The organism is Paractinoplanes durhamensis (assembly GCF_016862175.1).
In the GTDB taxonomy this organism is placed as follows: domain Bacteria; phylum Actinomycetota; class Actinomycetes; order Mycobacteriales; family Micromonosporaceae; genus Actinoplanes; species Actinoplanes durhamensis.
Window position 1 is genome coordinate 32,916 of the sequence record NZ_BOML01000065.1, and the last position, 16,175, is coordinate 49,090.

Genomic DNA, 16,175 nt, shown 5'->3' on the forward strand with positions numbered 1-16,175 from the left:
GGCGCGGGCGGTGTTGCAGGGAAGTTGTCAGAGGCTCCCGGTAGGCTCGCCGCGTCTTGACCACCTAGGGCCGATCGGGAGAACCACCTCGTGACCGCGGAAATCCTGTACGGGGCTGACGACCTCACGCACCTCGAAGGGCTGGACGCCGTCCGGAAGCGCCCGGGCATGTACATCGGCTCGACCGACAGCCGCGGCGTCAACCACCTGGCCAACGAGATCATCGACAACTGCACCGACGAGGGTGTCGGCGGCCACGCCACCAGCGTCGCAGTGATCATGCACGCCGACGGCTCGGTGCAGGTCGACGACGACGGCCGGGGCATCCCGACCGACATCAATGCCAAGTCCGGCCTCAACGGCGTCGAGCTGGTGCTGACCCGGCTGCACGCCGGCGGCAAGTTCGGCGGCTCCGGCTACAAGACCTCCGGCGGCCTGCACGGCGTCGGCGCCTCCGCGGTCAACGCACTCTCGCTGCGCTTCGACGTGACCGTCAAGCGCGACGGCAAGGTGCACGAACTCTCGTTCCACCGCGGCCAGCCGGGCGTCTTCGACGGCCCCGGGCCGACCGCCCGCTTCACGCCCGAGTCCGGCCTGCGCGTGGTGCGCAAGATGAAGCGCGGCGAGTCGACCGGCACCTCGATCCGCTACTGGTACGACGCGCGGTATTTCGAGACCGGCGCCCGGCTCGACGCCGACGCCGTCCGGGCCAAACTGCGCAACACGGCCTTCCTGGTCCCCGGCGTGATCTACACGTTGCGGGACGAGAACGCCGAAGAGGTCACCACTGAGACCTTCCACTACCCGCACGGCCTCACCGACATGGTGGAGTTCCTCACCCACGCGGGTGACAAGCCGGTCTCCGGCATCCTGATGGTCACCGGCTCGGGCACCTACAAGGAGAACGCCGCCGACGCGAACGGCGTGATGCAGTCCAACGTCGAGCGCCGCGCCGAGATCGAGGTCGCGTTCCGCTGGGGCACCGGCTACGACCGCACCGTCGAGTCCTTCACCAACACGATCCGTAACATGCACGGCGGCACACACCGTAAGGGATTCGAGCGGGCACTCGTGCGGGCGCTCACCGACGCGATCCGCAACACCCGCGGCCTGCTGCGCCCCAAGGAAGACCCGCCGGTCCTCGACGATCTGCTCGAGGGCATGACCGCGGTCATCCACGTGCGCGTCCCCGAGCCGCAGTTCACCTCGCAGACCAAGGACGAGCTGTCCACGGCCGGCGTCACCCGGGTGGTCCAGAGCCTGGTCGAGGCGTACATCAAGGAATGGGTCGACGGGCGCAGGACGAAGGCCGAGGCCCGCACCGTCCTGCAGAAGGTGGTCGACGCGGCCCGCGTCCGGCTGACCCAGAAGCAGCAGAAGGACGCGGCCCGCCGCAAGACCGCGCTCGAAGGCGCGTCGATGCCGCCCAAGCTGGTCGACTGCCGGGCCACCGGCATCTCCCGCTCGGAGCTCTACATCGTCGAGGGCGACAGCGCCCTCGGCACCGCCCGGATGGCCCGCAGCTCGGAATATCAAGCGCTGCTGCCGATCCGCGGCAAGATCCTCAATGTGCAGAAGGCCTCCCTGCAGCAGGTGCTCGACAACGCCGAATGCTCGGCGATCGTGCAGGTGCTCGGGGCCGGCTCGGGGCGCACGTTCGAGCTGGCGTCGCTGCGTTACGGCCGGGTCATGATCATGGCGGACGCCGACGTCGACGGCTCACACATCCGGACGCTGCTGATCACCCTGTTCGCGAAATACATGCGGCCGGTGATCGAGGCCGGCCGGCTGTTCGCCGCGATGCCGCCGCTGCACAAGGTCGTCACCAAGGGGCGCAGCTCCGAGACGATCTACACGTACACCCAGCAGGAGATGGAGTCGACGGTCGCCCGGTTCGAGCGTTCCGGCCGCTCCGTGCAGAAGCCGGTGCCCCGGTTCAAGGGCCTCGGCGAGATGGACGCCGACGAGTTGTGGGACACCACGATGAACCCGGCGACCCGGACCGTCCGGCGCATCACGATGACCGACGCCGAGCGCGCCGAGGAGACCCTCGAGCTGCTGATGGGCGAGCGGGTCGAGCCCCGGAAGAACTGGCTGATCGAGGCGGCGGGCCGCATCGACCAAGAGACGATCGACGCCTGAGAGGCACTTGTTCATGGCACGCCGCAAGAACACCGAGAACCGCGTCGACCTGTCCGCCTTCGACCAGGCCGGCGCCCGGGTCATCGACAACCCGCTGACCACCGAGGTAGAGGACTCCTATCTGGAGTACGCCTACTCGGTGATCCACTCCCGCGCCCTGCCGGACGCCCGCGACGGCCTCAAGCCGGTGCACCGCCGCATCCTGTGGTCGATGTCCGAGCAGGGCCACCGCCCCGACCGGGGTTATGTGAAGTCTGCCCGAGTTGTCGGAGATGTGATGGGTAAATACCATCCACACGGTGACGTCGCGATCTACGATGCGTTAGTTCGGCTGGCCCAGGACTTCTCGCTCAACGCGCCGCTGATCGACGGCCACGGCAATTTCGGGTCGCCAGACGACGGCCCGGCCGCCGCGCGGTACTGCGTGACGGGGGAGACCCGGGTCCGCCTGGCTGACGGCTCAAGTTCACGAATCGCCGATCTTGCGAAGCTTGCGCCGGACAGCGAGGCCGAGGCGGACTTCGAGGTCCTCGACAAAGACGGCAAGGCTGTCCGCGTCGACCGGGTGTTCAACTCCGGAATTCACCCGACTGTTCGCATCACGACAAAATCGGGATTCTCGTTGCGCGGCACTGAGAACCACCCGGTTCTCTGCCTCGAGGCCCCCATGGGTGTGCCGATTTTCCAATGGCGACAGCTCGACGAGATCAAGCCCGGAGCCGTGGTTTGTGTAGCACGCAACGCATGGACTCAGGTCGTCCCGACGGCTCATGAGTACATGTTGGGCGTGCTGGCCGGGGCCTGGGCATCGGAAGGCTGGGCGAGCGCGACCCGAGCCGGCTTCAACAACACGGACGAGCACTTCTTCTCCGAAGTGCTCTATGCGTACGACCACATTGTCGGTGGTCGGCGTTACGTTGCCGAGCGCAAGACGCGTGTCAATCGCAAAGCAGTTCGAGAAATGGACATCCAGGATTACGCGGGCGGCATGGACGCGTTCCGGGCCAGTCCACTGGCCGAGTTCATCGGGCATAAGGCAACCGCGAAGATGATCCCGGAATTCGTCTGGAACGGCGGTCCGGGTGTCAAACGGGCCTTCCTCATGGCTGTTTTCGAGGGTGACGGCGGCGTCCGCGTCGCTCTTGACGGATTCACCGTCCAGTACTCCACCTACAGCGATGTCCTTGCTCGCGGGATCCAGGAGTTGCTTGCCGAGTTCGGTGTCATCGCGGCCCGCCGGCAATACACCCGTGCAAGCGGCTCAGTCGAGTACCGCCTCGTCGTGTCGGGCCTTCGCAATGTGCACGCATTCGTACAGCGCGTCGGCTTTATGCGCACCAAGCAGAGCCGGGTCGTCGAGCTTCTGCGCCACTCGCCATTGCGTGCTCATCGGCTGAGCAAGGACCATGTGCCGTTCGTCGCGGCCTATGTTCGTGGAGCTCTCGATTTTGACCGGCGTGGCAGCGGACGCAAGTGGTTGACCGTCCACAACTTCGACCGGGTCGAACGCTGGGAGACCGAGCGCCTACGCATCATCGATCGGATCAAGGATCCCGAGATTCTAGCGACAATCCTGCCGGTGATGGACGCGGGTTACCGCTATGAGGAGGTGACCTCGGTTGAGGCATGCGAGCCGGCCGAGGTCTATTCCGTCCGTGTCCAGTCGGAAGACCACTCCTTCCTTGCAGGTGGATTCGTAAATCACAACACCGAGGCCCGGATGTCCCGGGAGGCGATGCTGCTCGTCGGTGAGCTTGGCGAAGGCACGGTCGACTTCAAGAACACCTATGACGGTGACGCCCTCGAACCCAAGGTGCTGCCGGCCGCGTTCCCCAACCTGCTGGTCAACGGCACGTCCGGCATCGCGGTCGGGATGGCGACCAACATGATTCCGCACAACCTCGGTGAGGTGGTGGCGGCCGCCCGGCATCTGATCACCGAGCCGGAGGCGTCGCTCGACGACCTGATGCGGTTCGTGCCCGGGCCCGACCTGCCCACCGGCGGTCAGCTGCTCGGCCTCGACGAGGTCCGGCGCGCCTACGAGACCGGGCGCGGCGTGGTCCGGATGCGGGCCCGGGCGCAGACCGGGCTGCTCGAGGGCGGGCGCGGGCGGCAGGCCATCACGGTCACCGAGCTGCCCTACGGCATCGGCACCGAGAAGATCATCGAGGCGATCACCGACGAGGTGAAGGGCAAGCTGATCACCTCGGGGCCGCGCCGCGGTCAGCGGCAGGCGGCCCGGCTGGCCGGCATCGCCGACGTCAAGGACCTCACCGACCGCGAGCACGGCACCCGGCTGGTCGTCGAGTGCAAGGTCGGCGTCAACCCGCAGGCGCTGCTGGCCGACCTCTACCGGCTGACCCCGCTGGAGAGCTCGTTCGGCATCAACAACCTGGTGCTGCTCGACGGCCAGCCGCAGACGCTCGGCCTCAAGCGGCTGCTCGAGGTCTTCGTCAACCACCGCTACGACGTGGTGACCCGGCGCACCGAGTTCCGCCGCACCAAGCGGCAGGATCGCCTGCACCTGGTCGACGGCCTGCTCATCGCCCTGATCGACATCGACCGGGTGGTCGCCATCATCCGCGGCAGCGACGACGCGGCCGCCGCCAAGGCGTCGCTGATGAGCGAGTTCTCGCTGTCCGACATCCAGGCGACCTACATCCTGGACACTCCGCTGCGCCGGCTCACCCGCTTCGACCGGATCGAGCTGGAGACCGAGCAGGAGCGGCTGCGTAACGAGATCGCCGAGCTGTCCCGCATTCTCGACAACGTCGACGTGCTCAAGCAGCTCGTCTCGGACGAGCTGGCCGCGGTGGCGAGCGAGTTCGGCGCGCCCCGGCGCACCACGCTGATCGACGGTGACCTCAAGGAGGTCCTCGCGGCGTCGGTTCCGGCCGGTCCGCTCGAGGTGGCCGACGACCCGTGCCAGGTGATCCTGTCGGCGACCGGGCTGATCGCCCGCACCGCCGCGGAGAGCGAGGAGGCCACCGAGGGCCGCCGCCGGTCCGGCCGGGTCAAGCACGACGCGGTCCGCGCGGTGATCCATTCGACCGCCCGCGGCCGGATCCTGCTGGTCACCAACCGCGGCCGGGCGTTCAAGACCGATGTGCTGCCGCTGCCGGTGCTGCCCGACCAGGCCGGCACGGTCTCGGTGCGCGGCGGCATGTCGGCGGCCGAGCTGGTCCCGCTGGAGAAGGGGGAGAAGGTCGTCGGCCTTGCCCCGCTCGCCGACGGCTCGCCCGGCCTGGCGCTGGGCACGAAGCACGGGGTGGTCAAGGTGTGTGCGCCCGAGTGGCCGGTCCGCTCGGACGAGTTCGAGGTGATCACGCTCAAGGAGGGTGACGAGGTCCTGCAGGCCACCTGGCTGACCGACGGCAACGAGACGCTGGCGTTCGTCAGCTCGGACGCGTCGATGCTGCGCTTCCCGGCGAAGCTGGTGCGGCCGCAGGGTCTCAAGGGCGGCGGCATGGCCGGCATCAACCTGACCGCCGAGTCCGAGGTCGTCTCGTTCAACGTCGTGGTGACCGCGGATGCCGAGCACGGTGAGCCGATGGTGGTGACCTCCACCGGCACCCAGGTGAAGGTGACGCCGTTCAAGTCGTACCCGGCGAAGGGCCGCGCCACCGGCGGGGTCCGCGTGCAGCGCTTCCTCAAGGGCGAGACGCGGCTCGCGGTCGCCTGGGTCGGGCCGCGCCCGGTCGGCGCCAGCAGCACCGGCGACCCGGTCGAGCTGCCGGAGCCGGACACCCGGCGCGACGGTTCGGGCACGGCCGTGATCATGGGCCCGCAGATCATCGGGCACCTGATCGAGCGGGGCTGATCGGGCCGGTCAGGCCGAGCCCGAGGGCCCGGCCCGCGCCGGTCACGGCGGGCCGGGTCGGTCAGGTTTTGGCGAGTTCGCCGCGCAGCACGTTTGCCATCAGGTCGGAGTCGACCGGCTTCTGCAGGTAGGGCGCGTTGGCGGGGACCAGCCCGGTGGAGAGCGCGATGTGCCGCGGGATCCCGGTCGCGTAGACGATCTTCACGCCGGGAAACTCGGCGGCGATCGTCTGGGTGTAGCGGCTGGTGTCGCCGGGCAGGGAGAGGTCGGCCACCAGGAGGTCGACATGTCCCTGCTCGCGGCGGACCACGTCGACCGCCTCGGTGCCGCTGCTGACGCCGCGCACCGCGAATCCCCGCGTGCTCAGCGCGTGCGCGGTCAACTCCAGGATGTCGACGTCGTCGTCCACCACCAGAACTGTAGGTTGGCGCATATTCACCCGGAACCTCCTGGTTCGGAGGCTACGGGACGCGCTGCCTGGCCAAAGCCGGTCTCGAAAAGTCAGACGAATGGGCGTACCCCCTTCGCCGCAAGAGGGAGAGGGACACGCGGGCCAATGACACCGGCGTGGGAGGTACTGCCAGCATTGCGGCACCCCGCTGGCCGCCGCGCCGGAGGCGAACCGCTTCTGCGGCCAGTGCGGCACCCAGGTCAACCCGGGCGCGATGTTCTGCACCGGCTGCGGCACCGCGTCGGCCTGAAGGACCGGACGTCAGGCCAGCCCGGACTGGTAGGCGAAGACCACGAGCTGGGCGCGGTCCCGCGCGCCCAGCTTGATCATCGAACGGCTGACGTGGGTACGCGCGGTGGCCGGGCTGACCACCAGCTGGGCGGCGATCTCGTGGTTGCTGAGGCCGCGGGCGACCAGGGCGACGATCTCGCGTTCCCGGTCGGTGAGCCGGCCGAGGTGCGGATGCGGGGTGGCCGGCCGCGGCGCCAGGCCGGTGAACTCGCGGATCAGGGTCTTGGTGACCGAGGGCGCCAGCAGCGCACCGCCGTCGGCGACGGTCCGGACGGCGTCGAGCAGCAGCGCCGGCTTGGTGTTCTTGAGCAGGAAGCCGCTGGCCCCCATCCGGAGTGCGTCGAAGACGTACTCGTCGCGTTCGAAGGTGGTCAGCACGATCACCCGGGTGGAGGCCAGCTCGGGGTCGGCGACGATCCGGCGGGTCGCTTCGAGGCCGTCGATGCCGGGCATCCGGATGTCCATCAGCACGACGTCGGGCCGGGCCCGGCGGGCCTGCGCCACCGCGGCGAGCCCGTCGGCGGCCTGAGCGACCACGGTGAAGCCGGCCTCGTTGTCGAAGAGGGCGGACAGCCCGAGCCGGACGAGATCCTGGTCGTCGGCGAGCATCACGCTGATCATGGCGACTCCCGGGGGATGACAGCGGCGACCGCGAAGGTACCGGGGCCGGGGCCGGCCGCCAGGGTGCCGCCGACGAGCTCCACCCGGCGGCGCATGCCGGTGATGCCGAAGCCGTCGGCGTGCCCGGCGTCCCGGGCCTGATTGGTGACCCGCAGGTCGACGCTGCGCGGGCCGTGGTGGATCGCCACCCGGGCGTGCGGGTGCGCCGCGTGCTTGACGACGTTGGTGAGCGCCTCCTGCAGGACCCGGTAGGCGGCCAGGTCGGCGGGGGCGGGCAGCGGCGCCGGACTGCCGTCGACGGTGAGGTCCACGGTCACGCCGGCCGTCCGGATCCGGTCGCACAGGTCGCCGACCCGGGCCAGCCCCGGACCGGGCCCCTGGGTGACCTCGGCCAGCGTGGCGCGCAACTCGTCGAGTGCCTCGGCGCTGGCCGCGCTGATCGCCGCCAGTGCCGGGAACGCCATGTCCGGCCGGGTGTCCCGCAGGTGCAGCGCGATGTCGGCCTGCATCTGGATCGCCGCGAGGCCGTGCCCGACGACGTCGTGCACCTCCTGGGCGAGGCGCAGCCGCTCGGCGTCGGCGATCCGCCGTTCGGTCTCGGCGCGTTCCCGCCGCTGCGCCTCGACCACCTGCCGGCGGGCCACGCCGAGGGTGAACGGCACGACGACCCAGGCCGCCCCGGGGATCAGGCCGGTGCCGTCGGTGGTGTGCAGGAGCAGCAGGGCCAGCGCGGGCAGGGACCAGGCGGCCGCCCATTCCGGGCGGTGGTGGCGGGCCACCGCGTACACACAGACGGCGACGGACAGCAGGATCGGCCCGTACGGGTAGCCGGCGAGCAGGTAGGCCGAGGTGAGGGCGGCCGCGGCGAGCAGGGCGGGCACCGGCAGCCGGTGGCGGAGGGCGGTGGCCGTGCCGGCCGCGAGCACCAGCAGGGCGGCGACGACGTCGACCGGCCGGTCCACGATGGAGCGCCGGTCGATCAGCGGCAGCGTCGCCAGGCCCACCACGATCAGCGCGGTGGGCACGGCCGCGGCACGGAGGCGCATGCTCCCACCGTGCGCCATCGGGCGGCGTTTCGCATACGTCACCGGGCGTAGATCGGGAGCCGCTCCCCGGCCGACGATCCCGGCCGGGCGGGCCGCCAGGCTGGGGTGATGCGACCGAGGACCCGCAAACTCTGGCTGGTACTGCACATCGCGTCGGCCGGCGCCTGGCTCGGCATCGACGTCCTGGTGGCGGTGCTGGTCGCCGCCGGGCTGCTCGGCGGGAGCGCGGAGCGGCGCGGGCTGGCCCTGCGGGCGCTCGGCACGTTCGTGTGGTGGCCGATGCTCACGTCCGCGCTGATCTGCCTGATCACCGGCCTGGTGCTGGGCTGGGGCACGAAGTGGGGCCTGATCCGCTACTGGTGGGTGGCGGTGAAGCTGGTGCTCAACCTGACGCTGTGCACCCTGATCCTGCTGGCGCTGCGGCCCACGATGGCGGAGGCGATCGCCTACGGCGCCGGAACGCAGGCGGTGATCGACCGCACCGCCCTGTTCATGCCGCCGATCGTGTCGCTGACCGCGCTGAGCCTGGCCACCGTGCTGTCGGTCTACAAGCCGTGGGGCCGCACTGCGAAAGCGCTTTACCCGGCGCGCAGGTGACCCTGGCAGGTGCCACCGTTCGCCTCGCTCACCGTGCCGTCCGGGCAGGTCGTCCGGGACCAGATCACCTTGATCAGGGAGGCGCCGGACAGATCGGCACCGGTCAGGTCCGCGCCGGTGAGGTCGGCACCGTCCAGTTTGGCGTTGCGCAGGTCGGCATCGCGCAGGAAGGCGCCGGTGAGGCGGGCGTTGCGCAGGTCGGCGGTGACCGTCCTGGGCGGGGGATTGGCCGCCCAGGCGAACGCGAGGATGCCGGCCCCGGCCAGCACGGCGGCCACCAGCAACCGCCCGAGGCAGCGTTCGAAGGCTGCGGCCAGCGTCTCGTGGGTCGCGATCTCCTCGACCGCCTCGATGCGCTGATCCATCGCCGTGATCCGGTCGCGGGTCTGCGGGTCGGTGTCCGGCTTGCCGAGCTGCGCCACCAGGGCGTCCCGGCGGTCGATGAGGTCTTTCGGGCTGCTCAGCCCTTGCAGGTATTTCGGACGGCGGCGGAGGAAGCCGACCGCGCGGCGGAGCCGAGGCCCCGGTTTCGCCCACTCCTCCTCGAGCTCGCCGATCAGCACCTGGGCCGGCAGGAGCACCCGGACGGTGGCGGCGATCGCGGCGACGACGGCGCCGAGGGCGAGCAGCGCGCCGGCGGCCGCGACCCACAGCCGGGCGCCGGTCGCGTCGAGCCGCCCGATGCCGGCCAGCTGACTACCGGCGATGAGGGCCGCGCCGACCGCGGCCTGGCTGGCGATGAGCCACTTCGCGGTGTCGCGGATGCGCTGGTTGGCGGCCGTGATCGGGCTCTGCTCGGGTGCCGGTGCGGTCATCGCGGCCTCACCCGGCGAGACCGGGGCGGGTCACGACGATCGGCGGCAGGTCCTCGTCGCCGATGCCTGGTACCGGTGGGATGACCTGCACCTCGCTGAACGCGGCGGCGACGTCGCCGGTGCCTTCCCTCCGCTCGGTCAGCGGCCGGCTGAAGCGCACCCGCCGTCCGTAGTAGCCGAGCACGGCGCCGACCTCACCGGCCGACAGCACCACATCGGTGTCCACGGTGGGGCCGTCGGTCACCTGCGCGGCTGGATAGGCCAGTACCAGGGTGTGGGCGGTCAGTTCCGCGCCGAACAGCGGTGCCACGAACGGTGTGTCCCGCTCGGCGGGGAAGCTGACCAGCAGCGGCTGAACCGAATCCTCGGCACGGTAGACCGTTCCGACATGGCCCAGGAAATGCCCGTCGGCGGAATGGACTTCGAATGACCGTAACCGGCCGGCGTCGGAAACTTGCATGGTCACCTTCCGCTCATGACTGGTTACGATGATTGCTCAATTGCCGAGGAGCCTACTTGTCCGAGCCGTTGCAGGATTCGCCTCTCGTCCGAGCGGGCGAGACCGACGGCTTCGACAACCCGATCCTGTACATCGAGGAGCTGCGCCGGCTTCCGTTGAACCGGTCCCAGGTCCCGGCGGTCGGCTCCGCCCTGGTCTTCCGCACCCGTTCCGGTCGCCTCCATGCGCCGGCCGGCGGCTACTCGGCCGGCGAGATGTTCTTCCTCGGACCGCGCACCGGCTATCAGATCGACATCACGCCGCACGGCTTCCGGGCGGAGTTCGAGATCGGCTCGGCACTCGCGGCTGAGGTCGAGGGGCGATGGACGGTCGTCGACCCGGTCGCCGTGGTGGCCAACCGGATCAGCGACGTCGAGTACGCGTGCACCACCGTGCTCGGCGAGCGGATGGCGGCCGCGCTCCCGGCCAAGGTGGACGATGCTGAGGAGGCGCGCGAGCGGTTGACCGCGGCACTCGCCGAGGAGCTGCCGGTGCCCGGCGGTGTCCGCCTCGACGAGTTGCGCGTCGCCGTGACCGCGGTCGAGGTGCTCACCGGGGAGCGGGTGCTGCACCTGCTGATGGCCGATCAGGAGGACGCCGATCCCGGCGATCCCGGCGGTTCCGATCCCGGCCAGCTGCTGCTGGAGTTGTCCGACCTGGCCCGGCAGGGGCTCGCCGAGCACGGCGCCGACGGCACGGCCGGCCGGGCGCTGGCCCGCTTCCAGGAGTTGGTGATCCGGATGGGCGACATGCTGCCGCCCGGCGACGATCGAGCCGGCGATGACCGGCCCGGGTGACGTCCTCGGGCTCTTCGACCGCCTCCTGGCCTGGCTGCCGGAGGCGCTGGAATGGCTGTCCGCCGACGTCCGCGGATATGTCGTGGTGCCGATCGTCGTGGTGGTGATGCTGGCCGCGCCCATGGTCGTCGTGCACCGGATCCTGCCCTGGGCCGCGCGGTGGGTGCTGGTGCCGGTCGCCGTCGTCGTCACCACGGTGGTGGCGGCCGCCGGGTTGATCGTGGACTTCCTGGCCGCCCGGTTGTTCCGGGTGTTCTGGTTGCCGCTGACGGGGGTGCACTACGCGATCGGGGATTGGGCGGTGGCCGGCTCCCGGAGCGCGCGGAACGCGAGCCGGTCCCGGTTGCTCCGGATCGGCGAGCGGCTGCGCTGGTTCAGCCCGGTGGTGCTGCTGATGGCGGGCGTCGTGATCGTCGTCCTGTGGAGCCGGGGGTATTGCACGCGGAACGCCGCGGCCGGGTGTGCGGAGCCGACCGGCCGGTGGTGGCACGAGGTGGCGGCGGCACTGCCCGACATCGACGTCCCGTGGTCCTGACGATCAGAGTCGTTCCAGCCGGAGCATCAGCGGGAGGATCCGGCGCCGGACCACGCAGTCGGCCCGGTCTCGCAGCGACGCCGACGGCAGCCGGGCGAGCGTGGTCAGCATCGCGGCCGCCGCCTCCGCCTGGTTGCTGCGCAGGCCGTACTCGAGAGCCGCCCTGGCCCGCAACCGGATCGGCAGACCGGATTCGAGCGCCAGCACCCGGATCTCCTCCGCATCGATCCGGCCGAGCAGGGCGGACAGGACGGCCCCCCGCTCCCGCCTCGAGACGTACGGGTCCCGTAGCCGGCTCGACAGTACCCGGGTGACGTCGCCGCGGCGGCTCGGCACCTGCCGGGCGTAGTCGAGCAGCAGGGCGATGCGGTGCGGCCAGGGCTCCTGCCGGTCCGCCGCGAGCAGGTTCACGGCCTGCCAGGAGATCGGTTCCCCGGGCGGAACGGGAACGTCACCTCCGCCGTGGAGGGGAGCCACCACGGCGGACGTCGCCAGGACGGACGCCACCTGGGCCCGCGACGCCCAGTCGATCCGGCGGGTGCGGATGTACCGTCCGATGACCGAACTCGCCAGCTGTAGGCCGGATTCGGCGGCGACCTTGCCGACGGCCCACTCGATGTCGCGGTCGGCCGGGCCGGGCTGGATCGGCGGAGCGCGCCAGGTCCGCTCCTCCAACTCGTCGCCGCGGCCGAGCTCGAATTCCGCATCGGACCGGTATTCGTCGAGATAGAAGGCGAGCAACAGGCTGGCCTGCGCCCGCTCGTCCGCCGGTCGGCGCATGTCCAGGGCGCGGCGCAGCAGGGCCGCCGCGGCGGCCGGCATCTCCCCGACCCGGCGCAGGATGTCCATGGCGTCCATCCGAATACCCACGTCATATTCGGTCTCGACGATCTGGGCGAGCCGCTGTACCCCATGCCGCCGTTCGTGCCGGGGTGCCACCTCGACGATCGTGAGCAGCGCCAGCAGCCGCTCCCGCCGGCGCAGGTCCGTCTCGTACGCCAGCTTGATCAATTCGGTGAGGCCGAGGTCATGGTCGGCGGAGTTCTCGCTGGTGATCAGGGTCCGGGCGGCCGCCACCCGCTTTCGGATCGAGAGCCGCTTGTCCTCGACCAGCCGGACCACCCGGGCCGCGTCGCGAGTGCGCTGCAGGATCGCCCGCAGCACCTCGCTGACCGCCGGGGTGGTCCGGTCGGCCGGCTCCTGGGCCGCCCGCTTCGGGGCCTCCAGGACCCGGCGCTCCGGTGGCTCGGCGAGCTGACGTACGGCCACCTCGGCGAGGTCGATGATCTCCTGGGTGCCGCCGGAGGCGAGCACCCCGCCGTCCTGGATCATCGCCGCGGCCTGCCGCAGATGCGGGAAGTCCCACTTCTCGCCCGGTGTCATCAGCGCCTCGACGATCGGCCGGGCGTCATGGCCGGCATCGCCCCAGGCGGCGAGGACGAACAGGCCGAGGCTGTCCGGTCCGGAGCGACGGACCTCGGCGAGCCACCGGTCCGGATCGAACTCGTCGACCAGGATCAGGGAGGCGAGGTACTCGGCGAAGCTCTGATGGATGAAGACGAGATCGTCGCCGTAGACCGCGACCAGCCCGGTGTCCACCAGAACGTCGCGCAGATGGTCGATGGTGACGCCGAGCGGCAAGCCGGAATACCGTGTGCCGATCCACGTCTCCAGCGCGTCGCTGAGCCGGCGGGCGGACCGGAGGTACTGCACGGCCAGGTAGCTCAGGCAGGAGAGCCGGTCCTCGAGGAGCCGATCGCCGAATTCCTCGGCCGACCGGCCCAGTGGCGCGAGCTGCTCCCGGAGGGCGAGGCGCACCCCCTGCCGCTGGACGCGGAGGGTCAGCAGCACCCGGACGAACATCTTGTACAGGCCGGCGCGGTCGAGCGGAAGCGGCAGGGCCGGCTTCTCCTCGAAGACGATCGCGGCAATCGTGGCCAGCAGCGGAACCTCGACCAGGGGAGCCACCCCGGCAGTGGTGATCGCGTCGAGGAACTCGGCCGGCTCGACCGGGGAGTGCTCGCCGTCAGCCGGGCGGAACCAGTTACCCGCGAACTTCCGCACGCCGTCCCAGTCGAACGGCCGCAGGTCGTACTCGCCGTAGCGCTTGGTGCGGTCGCTGCCGGTCAGGCTCGTGCGCAGGCGCCCGAACTCGCGGTCCTCCAGCGGCCGGCTCGCCACCACGAACCGGTTGGTGGAGCCGTACTGGCTGACGCGGAAGCCGAGCACGTCCACGAGTTCGCGCCGGACGCCCCGGTCGAGCACCTCGTCGAGGCCGTCGACCAGGATCAGCCAGTCGGCGCCGGTGGCGGGTGGCCGCTCGAAGTGCTCCGGGGCGAGCAGGGTGTCGAGGCGGCCGCCCAGATCGTTGTTGACCGCCCGGGCCAGCGACGCGTACCAGGCGCCGCCGCCCAGCAGGTCCTGGGCCGCGGCCCGGACCGCCACCACCCGGCCGAGCGGAGGTTCCGTCCCGCCGCCCGGCTCCCGCAGCCACCAGTCGGCGGAAGCCGCCACCAACTGCTGGATCAGGGTGCTCTTCCCGCCGCCGGCACCGCCGACGATCAACGCGTTGCGGTGCCGGTGCAGCAGCTCGATCGGGCTCAGCACCAGCGGCGTCTTGGCCCGCCCGGTCGCGCTGGCCTGGGTCCGCTGCTCGACGTAGACACTGGACAGTGGCGGCGGCTCGCGCCTGGTCAGCGAGGCCACCCGGTACGGGTACCGCTTGGCGACCTCACGCTGGGCGGTGAGCAGCATGTGCAGCGGCGTGCCCGGCCGTGGGCGTACCAGCGTGGGAAGGCTTTTCATGTGGGCCCGGAGCACGGCTTTGTTCAGTCGGAACGCCTTCTTGATCTCCCACGTCGGGATCATGTAGGCGCTGTTGCCCTGGGCCAGCTTCCCGGACTTCAGCATGCCGCGGACGTTTTCCGAGCCCTCGCGCTCCACCACCGGCGAGCCGCTCATGCCGGGGACGATGTGTGCGTCGCTGAGCAGTTGGTAGCGGTCGGACTCGCCGAGCACCGGCACCAGGCGGCGCTCCAGCGCAACGCCGCCGGTCGGATTGAGCGTGCTGAACCCCTCGATGAAGAACTCCTTCAGGTCCCGCCCGACGGCACTGGGGTCCATGAAGACGTGCGGATTGTCAAGGGTCTCGACGCCGATGAAGGCGATGTCGGGGGCCGGGTAATACCGCGTCCCCGATCGGGCCGGCGGGTCTCGCACCAGCACCCGCCCGGGCAGGTCCGGCCCGGACCAGCCGATGATGACGTGCTCGTCGTGCTCCACCACGTGCGCACAGGTGACGACGGTTCGCGCGGCGATGAAGAAGCCGGTGCCGCGGAACTCGCCGTCCGCCGACCAGACCTTCACCAGGCTGGGGCTGGGCGGTGCGAGCCACGCGTCCGGACCGCCCATCCGACTCCTCACCTAGCCGTCGGTAAGCAACTTACCGGGGCCGGGTCACGTCGCCGATGGCTTCGCGCAGGGCGGCCAGGGCCGGCTTGGCCGAGCCGTCCGTCCGGCGGAGGCCGTAGAAGTTCTCGTTGCTCGACGTATCGGTGCTCAGGTCCTTGTCGGCGTACCAGAAGACCGCGCTGATCAGCTGGTCGCCGGCGGCCGTGGCGATCGTGTCCTTGGCGATCTCGGCCTGCCGTTTCTCGGTCACGTGGGTGGTCTCGCGGGCGACCGCGTGCCCGTCGGAGGCGGCCCCGGGGCCGCCGGTCGGGGCGCCCACCTCGGTCAGCCAGATCGGCAGGTCCGGCGTCTCGTTGTCCGCCAGCACCTTGCGCAGGCTGCGCATCTTCTCCCAGGAGGTGCCGAAGCGGGTCTTCGCGCTCGGCAGGAACGGATACGTGTACGGGTGGTAGGCGACGGCGTTCACCACCCGGTTCCCGCCGAGCTTGGACACCGTCGACAGAAACGAGACCTGGGAGACGCGGCCGGGCCCGGTCGGGTTGGCGGCCAGCCCGCCCATGATGATCTGCGCCTTCGGGTCGGCCGCCCGGATCGCCGCCGCGCTCGCCTTGAGCAGGGCGGCGTAGGCGCGCGGGTCGGGGGCCGGTTTCCAGAACCCGGCGTTCGGCTCGTTCCAGATCTCCCAGGTGTGGACGCCGAGGTTCCGGTAGCGCTCGGCCGCGGTCTTCGCGAACGCGGCGAACTTCGCCGGGTCGGCGGGTGCGCAGGCCGGGACGTCGCAGCCGGCCGGCCGGGCCCACGCCGGGGTGTACGCGAGGACCGGCAGCACGGTGAGTTCGCGGCTGCGGGCCGCGCGCACCAGCCGGTCGAATCCGTCCCACCAGTATTTGCCCGGCCCGTCCGCCTGCACGTCCTGCCAGGAGAGGTCGGCGCGCACCCAGGTGGCCCCGACCGTCTCGGCGTCGCTGAGCGCGTCGTTCAACCGGCCCTCGGACATCCACACCAGCGTGTCGCCGTAGGAGATGCCGGGCCGCAGCGGCAGCTGGCGCGCGGAGGTCGCGGGATGGGAGAAACTGAGAGCGAAGTCGATGGACGCCACCAGCAGGCCGAAGGCAATCGCTTTCCGCAGGATTTTCACCACATTTCCCAT

The 16,175-nt window shown here is 70.7% G+C and carries 12 protein-coding genes and 1 pseudogene; 6 read left to right on the forward strand and 7 right to left on the reverse strand.

Annotation, left to right across the window (positions count from 1 at the left end):
• Window positions 1-90: 90 nt before the first annotated feature.
• Window positions 91-2,142, forward strand: coding sequence for a DNA gyrase/topoisomerase IV subunit B (locus Adu01nite_RS39545; protein ID WP_203734471.1), 2,052 nt, complete (start codon window positions 91-93; stop codon window positions 2,140-2,142).
• 109 nt (window positions 2,143-2,251) lie between these two features.
• Window positions 2,252-5,962: pseudogene (locus tag Adu01nite_RS39550) on the forward strand (DNA gyrase subunit A); the annotation flags it as partial.
• A 61-nt stretch (window positions 5,963-6,023) separates the two neighbouring features.
• Here the strand turns inward: Adu01nite_RS39550 and Adu01nite_RS39555 are convergent.
• The gene (locus Adu01nite_RS39555; RefSeq protein WP_203734473.1) at window positions 6,024-6,371 is read right to left on the reverse strand and encodes a response regulator; all 348 of its coding nucleotides are present in this window, start codon (window positions 6,369-6,371) and stop codon (window positions 6,024-6,026) included.
• 190 nt (window positions 6,372-6,561) lie between these two features.
• Between Adu01nite_RS39555 and Adu01nite_RS39560 the strand changes: the two genes are divergently transcribed.
• The gene (locus Adu01nite_RS39560; RefSeq protein ID WP_203734499.1) at window positions 6,562-6,663 is read left to right on the forward strand and encodes a zinc-ribbon domain-containing protein; all 102 of its coding nucleotides are present in this window, start codon (window positions 6,562-6,564) and stop codon (window positions 6,661-6,663) included.
• Window positions 6,664-6,674: 11 nt separating this feature from the next.
• Here Adu01nite_RS39560 and Adu01nite_RS39565 read toward each other — a convergent pair whose 3' ends face one another.
• Window positions 6,675-7,325, reverse strand: a complete 651-nt coding sequence (locus Adu01nite_RS39565) for a response regulator transcription factor (RefSeq protein WP_203734474.1) — start codon at window positions 7,323-7,325, stop codon at window positions 6,675-6,677.
• A complete protein-coding gene (locus tag Adu01nite_RS39570) occupies window positions 7,322-8,371 on the reverse strand; it encodes a sensor histidine kinase (protein ID WP_203734475.1) in 1,050 nt (349 codons plus the stop codon). The genes Adu01nite_RS39565 and Adu01nite_RS39570 overlap by 4 nt, the downstream gene beginning before the upstream one ends.
• Window positions 8,372-8,479: 108 nt before the next feature.
• Here Adu01nite_RS39570 and Adu01nite_RS39575 point away from each other — a divergent pair, with 108 nt between their 5' ends.
• A complete protein-coding gene (locus Adu01nite_RS39575; protein WP_203734476.1) occupies window positions 8,480-8,968 on the forward strand; it encodes a hypothetical protein in 489 nt (162 codons plus the stop codon).
• Here the strand turns inward: Adu01nite_RS39575 and Adu01nite_RS48220 are convergent.
• Together Adu01nite_RS48220 and Adu01nite_RS39585 are read right to left on the reverse strand one after the other, a co-directional pair.
• Entirely contained in the window at window positions 8,950-9,783 is an 834-nt protein-coding gene (locus tag Adu01nite_RS48220; RefSeq protein ID WP_239133053.1) for a pentapeptide repeat-containing protein, read from the reverse strand. The genes Adu01nite_RS39575 and Adu01nite_RS48220 overlap by 19 nt on opposite strands.
• Window positions 9,784-9,790: 7 nt before the next feature.
• Entirely contained in the window at window positions 9,791-10,243 is a 453-nt protein-coding gene (locus Adu01nite_RS39585; protein WP_203734477.1) for a hypothetical protein, read from the reverse strand.
• A 56-nt stretch (window positions 10,244-10,299) separates the two neighbouring features.
• Between Adu01nite_RS39585 and Adu01nite_RS39590 the strand changes: the two genes are divergently transcribed.
• Window positions 10,300-11,079 carry a hypothetical protein gene (locus Adu01nite_RS39590; protein ID WP_203734478.1) on the forward strand — a complete coding sequence of 260 codons (780 nt, stop codon included), beginning with the start codon at window positions 10,300-10,302 and terminating at the stop codon, window positions 11,077-11,079.
• Window positions 11,063-11,614: a hypothetical protein gene (locus tag Adu01nite_RS39595; protein ID WP_203734479.1), complete on the forward strand. Its 552-nt coding sequence runs from the start codon at window positions 11,063-11,065 to the stop codon at window positions 11,612-11,614. The genes Adu01nite_RS39590 and Adu01nite_RS39595 overlap by 17 nt, the downstream gene beginning before the upstream one ends.
• 3 nt (window positions 11,615-11,617) lie before the next feature.
• Here the strand turns inward: Adu01nite_RS39595 and Adu01nite_RS39600 are convergent, their stop codons facing one another.
• Together Adu01nite_RS39600 and Adu01nite_RS39605 are read right to left on the reverse strand one after the other, a co-directional pair.
• Window positions 11,618-15,025, reverse strand: coding sequence for a serine protease (locus Adu01nite_RS39600; protein ID WP_203734480.1), 3,408 nt, complete (start codon window positions 15,023-15,025; stop codon window positions 11,618-11,620).
• Between the two features lie 31 nt (window positions 15,026-15,056).
• Entirely contained in the window at window positions 15,057-16,166 is a 1,110-nt protein-coding gene (locus Adu01nite_RS39605; protein WP_203734481.1) for a cellulase family glycosylhydrolase, read from the reverse strand.
• Window positions 16,167-16,175: the final 9 nt, after the last annotated feature.